The sequence below is a fragment of the Methylobacterium sp. 001424705 genome (assembly GCF_059816145.1).
Map to the genome: position 1 here is coordinate 187,307 of NZ_JCBANU010000003.1, position 16,235 is coordinate 203,541.

General features: G+C 68.3%; 4 protein-coding genes and 2 pseudogenes. 4 read left to right on the forward strand and 2 right to left on the reverse strand.

All coding sequences use genetic code 11. The annotated features are described in order from the left end of the window. The first annotated feature begins 143 nt into the window (after positions 1–143). Positions 144–1,532: an MFS transporter gene (locus AC6EUL_RS04445; RefSeq protein ID WP_082501204.1), complete on the forward strand. Its 1,389-nt coding sequence runs from the start codon at positions 144–146 to the stop codon at positions 1,530–1,532. A gap of 78 nt (positions 1,533–1,610) precedes the next feature. Here the strand turns inward: AC6EUL_RS04445 and AC6EUL_RS04450 are convergent. Continuing rightward, positions 1,611–1,879 (reverse strand): annotated as a pseudogene (locus tag AC6EUL_RS04450) (IS3 family transposase); the annotation flags it as partial. Positions 1,880–2,156: 277 nt separating this feature from the next. Between AC6EUL_RS04450 and AC6EUL_RS04455 the strand changes: the two are divergent. Further along, positions 2,157–2,300, forward strand: a pseudogene (locus tag AC6EUL_RS04455) (integrase core domain-containing protein); the annotation flags it as partial. 68 nt (positions 2,301–2,368) lie between these two features. On the opposite strand, the gene AC6EUL_RS04460 reads toward AC6EUL_RS04455, so the two are convergent. Continuing rightward, positions 2,369–3,721 (reverse strand): TAXI family TRAP transporter solute-binding subunit, encoded by a 1,353-nt coding sequence (locus AC6EUL_RS04460; protein ID WP_499869071.1) that lies wholly within the window; start codon positions 3,719–3,721, stop codon positions 2,369–2,371. 625 nt (positions 3,722–4,346) lie between these two features. On the opposite strand from AC6EUL_RS04460, the gene AC6EUL_RS04465 reads away from it, so the two are divergent. After that, positions 4,347–14,210 carry a peroxidase family protein gene (locus tag AC6EUL_RS04465; RefSeq protein ID WP_499869073.1) on the forward strand — a complete coding sequence of 3,288 codons (9,864 nt, stop codon included), beginning with the start codon at positions 4,347–4,349 and terminating at the stop codon, positions 14,208–14,210. Positions 14,211–14,271: 61 nt separating this feature from the next. Then, positions 14,272–16,038: a type I secretion system permease/ATPase gene (locus AC6EUL_RS04470; protein ID WP_499869075.1), complete on the forward strand. Its 1,767-nt coding sequence runs from the start codon at positions 14,272–14,274 to the stop codon at positions 16,036–16,038. Positions 16,039–16,235 lie beyond the last annotated feature (197 nt).

Below are 16,235 nucleotides of genomic sequence, written 5' to 3' on the forward strand. Positions count from 1 at the left end.
TTCAGGCCGCGCGCAGCGACGGTGCCTGTTCGATCACCGGCATAACATCCGGAGTGTTGTTGTGAAGCCCAGCCACAAACTGGGATTGCCATCGGCCTGCAGCGCACGCATTCAGACCCGCCTCTCTGCGAGATTGTCTTCCGATGCCAACGCCAATCCTCACGCCGGACGTGCCGCCGCGCGACGGCTTGCCGCCGGGCCAGCGCGGGCGCGCGATGATCGCAGTGCTGATGGGCGTCGCCCTCGCAACCCTCGATACCGCGATCGCCAACACAGCCTTGCCGACCATCGCCGCCGACCTCGGTGTCGATCCGGGCGCGTCCATCTGGATCGTCAACGCCTATCAGCTCGCCGTGGTGGCGACGCTGCTGCCGATCGCGGCGCTGGGCGAGATCGTCGGCCAGCGAAAGATCTACCTCGGTGGCCTCGTCCTCTTCACGCTCGCCTCCTTGGTCTGCGCGCTTGCCTGGTCCCTGCCGACGCTGGTGGCTGCGCGTGTGCTGCAGGGCGTCGGCGCGAGCGCCCTGATGGCGGTCAACATCGCGCTGATCCGCTTTATCTATCCGGCCGCTCAGCTCGGGCGCGGGGTCGGGCTCAATGCCTTCGTCGTCGGCGTCGGCTTCGCCGTGGGGCCGACCGTGGCTTCCCTGATCCTGGTCGCCGCGCCTTGGCCGTGGCTGTTCGCCGTCAACGTACCGATCGGCCTCGCTGCCCTCGCCCTTGCCTGGACAGCGCTGACGGAAACCGGTCGCTCCGGCCACAGCTTCGACGGAGCCGGCGCCATCCTCAACGCCGTGGCCTTCGCTCTGCTCGTCCTGGGACTCGGGGATGCAGCCCACGAGGGACCGGTCTGGCGCATCCTGGCGGAGTTCGCCGGCGCGCTCGCCTGCGGCACGCTGCTTCTGCGCCGACAGGCCGGACATCCCGCCCCGATGCTCGCAGCCGACCTTCTGAAGCGTCCGCTCTTCGCACTGTCCGCGTTGACCTCAGTCTGCTCCTTCGCGGCCCAAGGCCTCGCTTTCGTCTCCCTGCCGTTCCTGTTCCAGCACGCGCTCGGCCGCTCGCAGGTCGAGACCGGCTTCCTGATGACGCCGTGGCCGGTGGTGGTCGCGTTGATGGCGCCCCTCGCGGGTCGCCTGTCCGACCGCTATCCTCCTGGCCTGCTCGGCGGGATCGGGCTCGCCGTCCTGGCTTTGGGCATGGCGCTCCTGGCAGCACTGCCGGCGGATCCGAGCGTTTTCGACATCACCTGGCGCATGGCGATCTGCGGCGCAGGCTTCGGTTTCTTTCAGGCGCCGAACCTACGCGCGATCATGACGAGCGCCCCGCCCACGCGTTCCGGAGGCGCGAGCGGGATCGTGGCCACCGCACGCCTCCTCGGCCAGACGACGGGGGCGGCCCTTGTGGCAGCATGCTTCGCCATCGCGGACGCGCGCGGGCCGGCGCTGGCGCTCGGACTCGGCGGCGCCTTCGCCGGGGTCGCGAGTGCCGTGAGCTTCCTGCGCCTCGCCGTGCGCGTTCAGCACACATAGTGGGCGTCTGAGTGCGGAACGGCTGAAAGCGAGCTGTCGGTGCGATCCTCCCCCGACCTCACGGACACGGGATTGGCCCGCATTCCGTTCGACCTGCTCGGGCGTGATGTCACCGAGTGCCGCGCGGATGCGCTGCCGATGTCATAGCCCTCGCTGTCGACGAACAAGTCACCTCGGACCTCGTCTCGGGTCGCCCATCGTCGTTGATGGACGAGTTCGACCTTGAAGGTGTGGAAGAAACTCTCCATCGGGGCGTTGTCGACGCAGCAGCCCGTCCGGCTCATGGAGGGCGTCGCCGTCATGTCGGCGAACTGCGTTCGGTAGGCCTCGGCGGCGTACTGGCTGCCTGGTGGGAGGGGGAAGTCACCGGGCCCGCAGCCGTGGCTCCTGGTGATCCTGCTGCTTGTGGTGGGGAAGAGGCTCCGATCAGCGCCCTTCGGCACTGTCTCGGCATCGAGGGTTGGATCCCGCGTTCGGCCGCGGTCTGCATCTGCGGCCGGCCGCTGCTGTCCAGCAGGGCCACCGCCTCGCGTTTGAACTCGCTGTCTCGTCTTCGCCATCGAACATCTTCCCCGCCCGTAACGAGCGTATCGGAGGTGTCCGTGAAACCGAGAGAGGATCACCTCTTGGTTCCTATCGCTGGCGGATGCTCATGAGCGCATCGAGGAATGGAGGTGCCACGACAATGAAGATCGACCCCACACGGCCCTGGGTGGCTTGACGCCCCGAGCCTTCGCCAACCACGCTGTCACGGCCCGAGAACTTGCATGGGTCCTGGACCACAAACCAAGTCAACTCCGAACAGGCTCAAAAGCCATACCAAAGGGCGGCCCCCTTCAATCGGGTCGGCTCACCATCGCACGCCTGACTGTCGAACGCGTGGCGTCGATGGCCACGTTGGCCGCCCCGAGCATCCGAAGCTCGGTCGGTCGATTGAGGGCCTGTCGGGCGATGCTCGCGGCCAGATCATCCACCTCGGCCGCCATGGCCTCCAGACGCGCGCGGTCGGTCTCCTGCCGCGCCGCCCCACGCAGTTCGAGCAGGCGGCTCGTCGCCACCTCGATCCGCTCCCGCCGGATGCGGCCCAGACGCTGGCGAAGCCAGGCTACCGTTGAGCCGACGCCGCCGGCCAGGATGGCCACGAGGTAGATCCAGCTCTCGTAGCGCTCGATGAAGGTCTCCTGCTCCCGCTCGTAATAGTCGATCGCCCCGGGATGGATGGGGAGGTGCGCGCTGGTGGCGTCGGCCGTGTCCTCGTAGGCGGGATTGTCGATGGCGTTGGCCGCCGGCACCGTGTCGGCCAGCGCGCTGCGCATCTCGAACAAATGCTGAGTCACCTCGGCGGCGAGACTGCGCGACAGGTCGGCCCGGGCCACGAGCCGATAGGACGAGCCGACGGTGACCACGTCCTCGGCGGGGAGCCGGGGATTGCCGCCGAACAGGGCCGCCGGGAGCGTGACCGCTTGAAGACGTGGCCAGCGCGCCAGGACGGCCGTAGAATCCGGCACCCCGAACAGGGCGATCTCGTCGTCCTCGCTCTCGTCCTTGACGAACGCGACAAGCCGCCTGGCGATGGGCGAGGTGGGTGTCGTGACCATCACCAGCGCGTCGATCCGATGCTCGCGCAGGGCAGGGCCGACGTCGGCTTCCTCCAGGGGCACGAGCGCCACGGCTTTCTTCGGGAGGGCCCCGGTCTGTGGCTCCGTCAGGAGTTCCAGGTCGTGGTGGGCCACGAGCGTGCCGACGAGGGTTCGGTCGGCGGTGCGGCTCGCGAGCATGCCGAGGCGCTTGCCGGCCAGGTCCGAGAAGCCCTTGATGCCCGCGTTGGAGGGCGCCGCGACGAAGGCCGAGAGTTCGCGCAGGACGGCAAGCGTCAGGGCGTTCCCGGGCAACGCGACGTCGGGCCGGACCACGGCAAGGTCGGCCTTACCGGCCTTCAGAGCCTCGGCGCTCTCGCGAACGCCGTCGAAGGCGATGACCTTCAGCCGAATCCCGAGCTTTCTTCGGGCCAACTCGTCCGCGTAGGCCTGCAGCAAGGCTGGCTCGCTTCCGCCTTTCGGGGCAACCGCGACGGTCAGCGTCGTCGGCCGCGTCAGGTGATAGGTGGCCAGAGTAACAAGGAGGAGCACGGCCAACAGGCCCACCAGGAGCCATTGTTCACGGCCACCGGGGATTTTGATCCTGGACACGCCTGCTCCTCGTTGCCGACGGCTTCGCCCGCGGGTCGGGAATTCATCGCGGGATCTTTCCTGTTCGAAGGACAGCACCGGACCGACCGCCCACGCACTCGGGCGCCCATCCAAGACGGTTGTTTACGCAGGGAGCCCCGCCAAGGCGATGGCCGCGTCCTTTGAAGACCAGGCTGTCGAAACCGTGGTCGACGAACTCCCGTAGGGTCCCGCCGCCCTTCGTTTCGACCGATGGCACGTCCGCGGCACGAAGCTCACGAATCGCTCCATGGATCGGGGTTCGACCTCGTTACGTCGGTAAAAACAGACTGAGCACCAAACCCTATTGCCGCGGATTTTTATGGGCTCTCTGACGTGCCACGGGACTCGAATGCAGTACGCAAGTCGACCACCAAAGCACAAAAGAGGAAAAGATAACTCCGAAGCAGTACCCGCGAAGTTGCATCCTGTAGGAAAAACCCACACGCGAGGAAATTTCCTATGTCCTTAAGGGTTTTTTAACTCTTCCGGCAGGGTCACAGGCATGGAACCTTTGCGGAAGTGGAGGAGGCGTCCCGGAAAACAAGGGAACTCCTCGCATCCGATCAGGGCCGGCCATCGCCGCCCATGTCGTGCGGAGGGTGTCATGGCGGTTCATCTCAATCAGCAGGATCTGACCTTCATCCTGAGGCAGATCAGGATCGCCGAGGCCCACGCCAGCGGCATCGACCTGACGGAACTCAGGGTCGACCCCGCCACCGGCGACATCCTGACGGATCGCAGCCTCTACAACCCGGATGGCCTCTGGCTGGGTGCGGCCGACGCACCGCGCGCCATCCCCGATCCGCACGTGCCCTACGGGCTCCGCACGGTGGACGGGACCTTCAACAACATCGTGCCCGGCCGCGAGACCTGGGGCTCGTCCGGCCAGCCCATGCCCCAGCTTCTCGACAAAAGCTTCGTGAGCGATCAGGACGGCGACGCCTTCGACCCGGACGGCCCCGGACCGGCACCGGCGGTCACCAACACCGACTACGGCACCGGTGGCAGCGTCGCCGACGCCGACCCACGCATCATCTCCAACCTTGTCGTCGACGCCTCGCTGAACAATCCGGCGGCCATCGCGGCCGCGCTCAGGCTCGCGGGCTCCACGGACATCCTCGGCGACCAGCGACTCATCACGGCGGCCTACGAGGCTCTGCGGACGGCGCAAGGGGCGGATCCCGCCGGCGAGCATGCAGAGCTGCAATCCGCGCTGGATACCATTCTCCAGCGGACGGGCGTCACCGTCACGAACGGCTCCATCAATGTCCTCAACGTCGCTCCGGACGAGGGCCTGTCCAAGCCCTTCAATGCCTGGATGACGTTCTTCGGGCAGTTCTTCGACCACGGGCTCGACCTGATCACCAAGGGCGGCAACGGCACGGTCTACATCCCGCTCACCGCGGACGACCCGCTCGTCACCCAGGGCCCCGACGGAATGCCCGGCACGGGCGACGAGGTGACCGCGCAGACCCAATTCATGGTGCTGACCCGTTCGACCCCCGTCGATGGCTCGCAGCGCAACGTCACGACGCCCTTCGTCGACCAGAACCAGACCTACACCTCCAACGCCTCCCACCAGGTCTTCCTGCGTGAGTACGCGCTGGTCGACGGGAAGCCCGTCGCGACCGGGTTCCTCCTCGGCGGCGTGAACGGCGGGCTCGCGACCTGGGCCGACGTCAAGGAACAGGCGCGGACGATGCTCGGCATCAACCTCGTCGATGCCGACGTCTCGGCGGTCCCCCAATTGCTCACAGACCCCTACGGCGCCTTCATCCCCGGCGCCGACGGCATGCCCCAGGTCATGGTCGGGATCACGCCCGGAGGGCAGCCGGTCTATGCCAGCGGCACCCTCGCGGCGCCGCTCTCCCTCTCCGCCATCCAGTTGCCGGTCGGCACGGTCCTCGCGGGCCCCAACGGCACCCAGAACACCATCGAGGCGGGCGAAACGGTCGCGGCCGCCCGCACCTTCAACGCCTTCCTCGACGACATCGCCAACGACGCCGTGCCGACCACCTCGCGGGGGATCGCGCTTCCCCAGGACGGAGACACCGCCCTGGGCTTCGCCAACGCGGACGGTTCCACGACGGGCCTGACCGCGCAGGGGCGCAATCTGGCTTACGACAACGAGCTCCTCGACCGGCACTTCATCACCGGCGACGGACGCGGGAACGAGAACATCGGCCTCACCGCCGTCCACCACATCTTCCACTCCGAACACAACCGACAGGTCGAGGCCCACAAGCTGACCATCCTGCGCTCGGGCGACCTCGCCTTCATCAACGCGTGGCTGGAGACGGACATCGCGGGGTTACCCGCGGGCTTCGCCCAGCTTTCGGCCCTGGAGCAGACCACGATTGCGAACGGCCTCGATTGGGACGGCGAGCGCCTGTTCCAGGCCGGACGCTTCGCCACCGAGATGCAGTACCAGCACCTCGTCTTCGAGGAGTTCGCCCGGAAGGTGCAGCCCCAGATCGACCCGTTCGTGTTCAACGCGGTGACGGAGATCAACCCGGCCATCTTCGCGGAGTTCGCCAACACGGTCTACCGCTTCGGACACTCGATGCTCACGGAAAACCTGCCGCGCGTCGGGGTGGACGGGGCTGCCCTCGACGATGGCCTCGGGCTGATCGAGGCCTTCCTCAACCCCGTGCTGTTTGACAGCCCCGGCGACCTCGCGCCCACGGGCACACCAAGGCTGAGCCACGACGAGGCCGCGGCCGCCATCATCCGGGGCATGACGGTCGAGCGTGGCAGCGAGATCGACGAATTCGTGGTCGACGCCCTGCGCAACAACCTGCTCGGATTGCCCCTCGACCTCGCCGCCCTCAACATCGCCCGCGGTCGCGAGACCGGGACGCCCACCCTGAACGAGGCGCGCGCGCAGCTCTTCGCCGCCACCGGCTCGACCTTCCTGACGCCCTATACCAGTTGGGCGGACATGGCCGGCAATCTCAAGAACGCGATGTCGGTCGTGAACTTCGTGGCGGCCTATGGGACACATCCGTCCGTGGTTGCGGCGACGACCCTCGACGGCAAGCGCGACGCGGCCCTAGCGCTCGTCCTGGGTGGGGTGGGGGCTCCGGAGGACCGCCTCGACTACCTGAATTCCCGGGGGGCCTGGGCGGGCCGCGAAACCGGCTACAACGCGGTCGACCTCTGGATCGGCGGCCTCGCGGAGAAGCAGATGCCCTTCGGTGGCCTTCTCGGTTCGACCTTCAACGCCGTGTTCGAGGCGCAGATGGAGAACCTGCAGGACGCGGACCGCTTCTACTATCTCACCCGCACCCAGGGGCAGAACTTCCTGGTCGAGTTGGAGCAGAACTCCTTCTCCAAGCTGATGATGGCCAACACGAACCTGGCGGAGCCCGGACCGGACGGCATCCGCGGCACCGGGGACGACATCGTCCCGCGCCACATCGGCGTCGACGCCTTCGCGGATTACGACTTCGAGCTTGAGGTCAACGCCGCCAACCAATCCGACCAGAACGGATCCGCCCCCGGTGTCGACCCGACCGGAGCCGATGCCATCCTGGAGGCGATGGGCCTCGGCAAGGTCATGCGGGACGATCCCGGAAGCGCGGCCGTCGAGGCCAACTATCTCCGCTTCACCGGCGGCGAGCACGTCCTCGTCGGCGGCACCAACGGCAACGACACCATCGTCACCGATTTCGGCGACGACGGGATCTGGGGCGATGCCGGCAACGACCGGATCGAGTCCGGTGCCGGCGTCGACCTCGTCAACGGGGGCGACGGCGACGACATCATCACCGATTCCGGCGACAGCGGCGACTTCCTCAAGGGCGAAGGCGGCAACGACGTCATCGCCAACTCGAACGGCATCGACATCCTGATCGGAGGCACGGGCAAGGACGTGGTCTTCGTGGGCGTGGACTCCACGGAGGTGTTCTCCGGTGACGGCGACGATTTCGTCATCGGCGGCGACGGCGCCGACCTGCTGATGGGCAACGAGGGCGACGATTGGCTGGAGGCCGGCGGCGGCTTCGACACCACGGCCGGCGACAATTCGGAGCTGTTCTTCAACTCCGCCATCAAGGGCCACGACGTGATGTTCGCCGGCGGCGACGAACACGACTTCGACGGCGAGTCCGGCGACGACATCATGGTGCAGGGCGAGAGCGTCATGCGCAACGAGGGCATGTTCGGCTTCGATTGGGCCATCTTCAAGGGCAACGCCCGCGACGCCCACGCCGACATGCGCATCCCGATCTTCACGACCGAGGAAGCCGACATCCTGCGCAACCGCTTCGACAAGGTCGAGGCCCTGTCGGGGTGGAAGAACAACGACACGTTGATCGGCGACGACCGGACCGCCGCTGACGGGCTTGCGGAGGAACCCGGTGCCGCGACCGTGGGCGCCAACGAGGGCGTGTTCTTCAACGACGGTCTCGACGCGGACGGCCTCGCCCGCATCGACGGATTGAACCGGATCGTCTCGCTCGGCTCGAACGGGCTCTTCGAGGCCGGCAACATCCTGCTCGGCGGCGCGGGAAGCGACGTCCTCCAGGGCAATGGCGGCAACGACATCCTGGACGGCGACCGTTGGCTCAACGTCCGCATCCGCATCACCCGGCCGGACGATTCCTCGACCCCGGCCATCGAGTCCGCCTCCAACACCCAGGCCAACCAGCTGACCTCCGTCGACAGCCTGCGCCACACCTTCACCCAGGGCCAGGTCACCACCGACGGCCTGCCGGCGTCGTGGGTGGGCAAGTCGCTGTTCGAGCTCCTGCTCTCGCGGGACGTCCGGCCGGACCAGATGCACATCGTGCGGGAGATCGTGTCGCCTGACGCGAACGCGTCCGATGTCGATACGGCCGTGTTCAGCGATGCGCGGGCCAATTACAGCATCACCCGCGGCACCGGTGCGGAAGCGGGGACGCTCACGGTCCGGCACGTGACCCTGAGCGATCCGGCGGTCGATGACGGCACGGACACCCTGCGCAACATCGAAGCCCTTCAGTTCGCGGACGGGCCGGTCGCCGTCGCGCTCATCCTCAACCAACCCTTCGACCGCTTGAACATCGTCGCATCCGATGGAGACATCGGCCGGTTCGACGCCGTGTTCACCGGCCTCGTCGCCGGGCGCCCGGTGACGGTCCAGTGGCAAGTCCTCGACGCCAACGGCACCTGGCGGAACGTCGGACCCGGGGACGGTCTCGTCGGCAACGCGCTGGGAGGCCCTTCAGGCGACCGTTTCACGCCGGCCAATCCGAACGTCGAGGTCCGGGCCGTCGCGAACTGGACGAGCACGCTTCCGGGCGTCACGCAGTCCCAGCAAACGCTGTCCGTCGAGACGGCCTTCGTTGGTACCGCCGGCGACGACGATCTTCCCGGTTCGACGGCTGCGAACGTCATCCTGGGTCTTGCCGGCGACGACGACATCGAAGGCGATGTGGGCAACGACATCATCGACGGCGGCGACGGGAATGATCGGGTCGACGGAGGGGCCGGCGACGACGACCTCCGAGGCAACGACGGCGACGACGTCCTCATCGGCCGGACCGGCGACAACACGCTCCGGGGCGGGGCCGGCGACGACCAGCTCTCGGGCGGACACGGCAACGATGCCATCGACGGCGATGCGGGCACGGATACGGCCATCGTGACCGGCCCGGTCGAGGCCTACGCCTTCGAGCGCACCGGGGCCGTCATCACCGTCACCGACAACCTCGGCTTGGAAGGCGACGGCCGCGATACGCTGACCGAGGTCGAGTTCCTGCAGGTCGGCGACACCGACGTCTATGCCATCGGGGCGGCCGGGACGACCGGGGCCGACATCGTGGTGGGTACCGTCGCGTCGGAGACGCTGGCGGGCGGCGCAGGGGACGACCTCGTCTTCGCGGGCGGCGGGAACGATTCCGTGACGTGGCGCCCCGGGGACGGACGCGACTTCGTCGATGGCGGCGCAGGGACCGACACCTTCCGGATCCTCGACGGCGCGCTTCCGGTCCAGCAGCTCGGGCTCGCTGCCGCGCGCGCGCAGTTCCCGACCCTGACCTTCCGCGACGACACACAGTCGGTGGTGGTCCGCGGCGGCGTCGTGATCGCGGAGCTGAAGAACGTCGAAGCCGTCAGGGTCAACACCGCGGCGACCGGCGTTCCGGCCATCGTCGACCCCACGCCGACGAACGGGCTGGTGTCGCCGACCGAGGGCCAGGCCCTCAGCGTCTCAACGGTCGGCATCGCGGATGCCAACGGCCTCGGCGCCTTCGCCTTCCAATGGCAGGTCCTGGCCGCCGACGGCGTGACCTGGAACGCCATCGCGGGCGCCACGGGTCAAGGATTCACACCCGCCCAGGCCCAAGTCGGCGCAGTCCTGAGGGTCCGTGTCAGCTTCACCGATGGCGAGGGCAACCCAGAAGAAGTCTTCTCCGCACCGACCGGCATCGTGGGAGACAACTTTACCGGTGCCCCTCTCATCGGCCTGAACTTCGTCGGCACGGCGGGCGACGATATCGCCAACGGTGCCAACGCCCTCCTGTTCTCCAACGACACGATGGATGGTCGGGGCGGCAACGACATCATCAATGGCCGTGCCGGCAACGACCGGATCACACAACTCAGCGTCGACGGGCGCGACCGCGTCGACGGAGGGGCCGGGACCGACACTTACGTGCTGAACGGGGTCGCGGCGGCGGAAGCGTTCGGCATCTACGCGCTCACCGGTGGGCAGAACGCCACGCTCGCGGCCACGCTCGGAACGACCTTCGGGGCCGCGACCGAGATCGTGATCACCCGCACCGTGGGGACGACGACGACCGTGGTCGCCGAGCTCGACAACGTCGAGGAGATCCAGGTGAACACGCTCAACGTCACCGCCAACGATGGGGGCGGCCTGAACCAGGGTGCCGCCGGGAACGACACTGTCACGGTATCGGGCAACTTCACCGGGACCAGCCTGAACTTCAGCACCATCACCATCGACGGCGCTGCCGGCGACGATACGGTGGACATCTCCGGGCTCACCTCGGCCCACCGTATCGTCTTCCGGTCGAACGGCGGACACGACACCATCATCGGCACGCTGCGGCCCCAGGACGTCATCGAACTCGCCCCCGGCACGACGCGTGCCGACTACACGGCCACCCAGGCGAACGGCATGACGACCCTGACCAACGGGTCTCACACCATCACCTACGCAAGCTCGGGTACGCCGGCCTTCGGCACCACACCAGTCCAGGGCGGGGAGCAGCCGGGCGGCGGCGGAGCGTTCACCCTGACTGCGGCGGATCTCGCCGGCATCAAGAACCTCATCCAGGGACGTCCCGCCGTCGAGGGCGACGACGATACGGAGGGGGCGACCGGTGTCCGCACCCTGTCCGGAGCGGGCAACAACCTCGACCATTCCGAATTCGGCGCCGCGGACCAGCCGTTCATTCGGCTCACCGACGCCCATTACGGTGCCTTCGACCCGGCAACCAACAACAACGCCCTCAATTCGCTCTACGCCGGCCTCGATCCGCGCGCCATCAGCAACGTGCTGGGGACCCAGGAGGCCGACCTGCCGCACCAGGCCAACGGCTCGAACATCTTCTTCATGGCGTTCGGACAGTATTTCGACCACGGCCTCGACTTCCTCCCGAAGAGCGCCGCCAACGGAACCGTCCTGATCGACCAGCCAGGCTCGGGGCGCGCGCCCGGAACCAACAATCCGGCCGACCTGACACGGGGCGAGGTCTCGTCCATCGTGGACGGGGTGCCCCAGCACCTCAACAAGACCTCACCCTACGTCGACCAGAACCAGGCCTACGGCTCGCACGAACTCGTCGGCCAGTTCCTGCGCGAGAGCGACGGCAACCAGGGCGTCGGCGCGCGCCTTCTCGCGGGTGCTCCCGATCCCTCCAATCCCGCCTTCAACCTGCTCCCGACCCTCCGCGCCCTCATCCAGCACCATTGGGACGCGGACACGATCTTCCACGACCCCTCGCTCCCGGGCGGAGCGATCAGCTTCCGCACCTACTTCTCGAATTTCCCCATCTCCGAGACAAAGACCGGCTCCCTGTTCAATGCGGCCGGCGCGTATGATCCCGAGGCGGTGAGCGCCTTCGCCTCGAACTTCATGGGGAGCGGCAACGCGCTGCTGCTCGACACGAACCCCTTCGTCAGCCTGCTCGACCACTACGTGGCCGGCGATGGACGGGCGAACGAGAACGTGTCGCTCACCGCCATGCACACGATCTGGGCGCGCAACCACAACTTCCACGTCGAGAACCTCGTGGAGGCCGGCTTCCAGGGGACGCCGGAGGAGGTGTTCCAGGCCGCCAAGATGATCAACGAGGCTGAGTACCAGCGCGTGATCTTCGACGAGTTCGCGGATCAGCTCATCGGCGGCATGAAGGGCAGCGGAACGCACGGTCACAGCGGCTACAACCCGGACGTCGACGCCCGGATCTCCCACGAGTTCGCCTCCGCCGTGTACCGCGTCGGGCACTCGCTGATCGGCGAGACCCTGACGGTCATCGGCCCCGACGGCGCGCCGCGGCAGGTCGCGCTCTTCGATGCCTTCCTGAACCCCTCGAACGCCCCGGACGTCTTCACGGCGCCCCTGCCGCCCGGCTACGTGCCGCAGCCGGGTTACGCCCAGCTCGGGGCCAACGCCATCCTCGCCGGGGTCGCGACGCAACCGGCCGAGGAAGTCGACTTCAACATCGTCGACGCGGTGCGCAACGACCTGGTGCGGATCAACGCCGACCTGTTCGCCTTCAACGTTGCCCGCGGCCGCGATGTCGGCCTCGGCTCGCTGAACCAGGTTCGCGCCGACCTCATGGCATCCACGGATCCCTACATTCGGGAGGCGCTAGGCTTCGCGGGCGACCTGACGCCCTACGCTTCCTGGGAGGACTTCCAGGCCCGGAACGGACTGAGCGACACGGTCATCGCGCAGTTCAAGGCTGCCTACCCGGACCTTGCCCTGGCGACGGCCGACATGCGCGCAGCCTTCGTGGCCGCAAACCCCGACATCGCCATCCATCAGCGGCCGGACGGCACCGAATACGTGAATGGCATCGACCGGGTCGACCTCTGGGTCGGCGGCCTGGCCGAGCAGCACATCAACGGCGGCGTCGTGGGCCAGACCTTCTGGGTCGTGCTCCATGAGCAGTTCGACCGCCTGCAGGAAGGAGACCGCTTCTACTACACCGACCGGTTCGACAATTTCGACTTCTATCAGAACATCATCGATGGCCAGAACTTCTCCGACATCGTCGCGCGCAACACCGGGCTGACCGGCCTGCAGGAGGACATCTTCGCCGTCAGCGACGAGGACGGGACCGCCGGAGGCGATGGGCCGGCTGACGGGGAGGGCGACGGCACCGGGCCCATCGACGACGGAGACGACGGCACCGCGGGCGGGGACGGCTCCGACGACGGGGACGACGACACCACGGGCAGTGGCGGCTCGGACGACGGGGACGACTCGGAGGACGGAGACGACTCGGAGGACGGGACCACCGCTCCCGGGACGGGGGGAGGTTCGTCGGGCGGAGGCGCGACCGGGGGCACCACCGGTGGTGGGACGACCACCCCCCCGGCCGAGCTTCCGGCAAGCCTGGTGGCCGGTACGACCGGCGATGATGTCCTGTCCGGGACGCCCGGCGCCGATACGCTCCTCGGCCTGTCCGGGGACGACAACATCCTTGCCGGCGACGGGGCCGACGTGATCCGCGGCGGTGACGGGAACGACTTCGTCGATGCCGGCGGTGGCCGCGACGTGGTCTTCGGCGGGGCCGGCGACGACGACATCCTCGCGGGCAGCGGCGACGACATGGTCTACGGCGACGCCGGCGCGGACCGCATCCTCGCGGGGGCCGGCAACGATCTCGTCACGGCCGGGGCCGGCAACGATACGGTGATCGGCGGCGACGGCAACGACCTGTTCGTGGCCGAGGTCGGGGATGGCGGCGACAGCTACTGGGGCGACGAGGTTGGGGGCGGCACCGGCGCCGACACCCTCGACATGTCGGCCATCACCGCCAACATCGCGGCCGACCTCGGCACGGGGCTCGCCGGGCGAGGCAGCGTCGCCAGCAGCCAATCCGGGTCCGATACCCTCTGGGGCATCGAGAACCTCGTGACCGGCTCCGGCGATGACACGATCACGGCCAGCGACGCCGTGAACGTGATGGATGGCGGCCGCGGGGCCGACACCTACCGCTTCGAGTCGGCCGCCGCGGCGAACGGCGACACCATCGCGAGCTTCCAGCCCGGCGACAAGGTCGACCTCAGCGGCATCGACGCGAACCAGGGCGTGGCGGGGAACCAGGCGTTCACGCTCGCGACTGGGGCGGCCTTCACCGGGGTCGGTGAGTTGCTGGTCACCCAGGAGCACCGGGCGGACGGGGACTACACCGTGGTGGCGGGCAACACCGGCGGCGACGCGGCCCCCGAGTTCAAGTTCAGCATCAAGGGAGCCCCGGCCGCGACGGCCGCGGACTTCGCCCTCTGACGTGGGAAAGGGCCCGGCATCGGGCCCCTCCCGCCCAACCGCGCTCATGGGGGATTGAGACATGCGTTCCAGGGATCAGAAGCAACTCGCCCAGAAGCGAAGCACAGAGGCGCTGACCCGGCATTTCGGGATGCCGTTCGTGTTCCTCGTCGCGATGTCGGGCATCATCAACATCCTCGCCCTGACCGGGTCGTTCTACATGCTCCAGGTCTACGACCGGGCGCTGCCGAGCGGCAGCCTGCCGACCCTCGTCGGGCTCTCGACGCTTGCCATCGGCCTCTACGTCTTCCAGGGCCTGTTCGACGTCCTGCGCCAGCAGATCCTCGTGCGGATCGGGGCGCAGCTCGACCGCCGGATCGCGCCCCTGGCGCAGCGTGTCTCCATCGACATGCCGCGCTTCGGTTTCTCCACCGCGGAGGCGATGGAACGCAGCCGGGACGTCGACACGGTCCGCGGCTTCCTGGGAAGCCCGGGGCTCGTGGCGCTCTTCGACCTGCCCTGGACGCCGGTCTTCCTCGTCTTCGTCTACATGCTCCACCCCTGGCTCGGGGCACTCACCGTCGCCGGCGCCGCCCTCCTCACCCTCCTCACCATCCTCACCGAACTGCTGACCCGGCGGTGGACGGGGGCGACCCAGCAGGCCGTGGTGGCCCGCAATGCCATCGCCGACTCGAACGCCCGCAACGCCGACGTCCTGAAGGCGATGGGGTTCGCGGAGCGGGCCGTCGACCGATACCGCCTCGCCAACAACGAGCACCTGGAACTCCAGACCCGGACGACGGACATCACCGGAACCTTCGCCGCCATCTCTCGCGTCCTGCGCATGATCCTGCAATCGGCCGTGCTGGGACTCGGGGCCTACCTCGTCATCGGCGGCGAGCTCTCCGCAGGGTCCATCATCGCGGCATCCATCACCTCGGCCCGCGCCCTGGCCCCCATCGACCAGACCGTGGGCAACTGGAAGGGCATCGCCGTGGCCCGCAAGGCCTTCGGGCGGCTGACGGAGACCCTCGTGGCCCTGTCCGGCGTCGACCGGCCGATGCCGTTGCCGATGCCGCACTCGTCCCTCCGCGTGGGGTCGATCACGGTGGCGGCGCCCGGCTCGGGGCGGGTGCTGCTGTCGGACGTCGCGTTCGAGCTCCAGGCGGGCCAAGCGCTGGGCGTCATCGGCCCCAGCGGCGGCGGCAAGACCACCCTGAGCCGGGCCCTGACGGGCATCTGGCCCCTCCTGCGCGGCGGCATCCGCCTCGACGGGGCCGACCTGTCGCAATGGGACGAGGACAGCCTCGGCCGCATCATCGGCTACCTGCCCCAGGAGGTCTGCCTGATGGACGCGACGGTCGAGGAGAACATCTCCCGCCTGGCGCAGGATGCCGATCCGGCCCTGGTCGTCGCCGCCGCCCGCGCCGCGGGTGTCCACGAGATGATCCTGCGGTTGCCCGACGGCTACCGCACCGAACTCGGCCCGTTCGGGACCGCCCTGTCCGGCGGCCAGCGCCAGCGCATCGCCCTCGCGCGGGCGTTGTACGGCAACCCCTTCCTGCTCGTGCTCGACGAGCCGAACTCCAACCTCGACGGCGAGGGCGAGGCGGCCCTGGCCGCCGCCATCCAGGGCGTGCGCGCCCGCGGCGGCATCGCGGTGGTGATCGCGCACCGACCGAGCGTGCTGGCGGCCGTCGACACCATCGCGGTCGTCCAGGACGGCAAGCTGACCGCCTTCGGGCCCAAGGAAGCCATTCTCGGCAAGGCCGTGCGCGACGCATCGGCCGGTGCCGATCCGGCCAAGATCGCAAGGGAGCGCTCCGTCATGGAGCGGGTGCCGGCATGATCATCGAGACGAAGGGCACGAAGACCGGCGAAGCCTCCCAGACCGGAGCGCAGAAGTACGCGCTGAAGGAAGCCGGCAAGTCGTCGACCACGCCCTACTACCTGGCCCTCGCGGTCGCTGCCGTGGCCGGATACCTGAAGTCCCTGTTCCACACCTCGGTTCATGCCGAGGTCGAGCCCAGCGCCGCCGGACACGAG

Bases quoted from the DNA above. Each gene is read 5' to 3' on its own strand.
- AC6EUL_RS04445 (WP_082501204.1), top strand. From the start codon at position 144: ATGCCAACGCCAATCCTCACGCCGGACGTGCCGCCGCGCGACGGCTTG.
- AC6EUL_RS04465 (WP_499869073.1), top strand. From the start codon at position 4,347: ATGGCGGTTCATCTCAATCAGCAGGATCTGACCTTCATCCTGAGGCAG.
- AC6EUL_RS04470 (WP_499869075.1), top strand. From the start codon at position 14,272: ATGCGTTCCAGGGATCAGAAGCAACTCGCCCAGAAGCGAAGCACAGAG.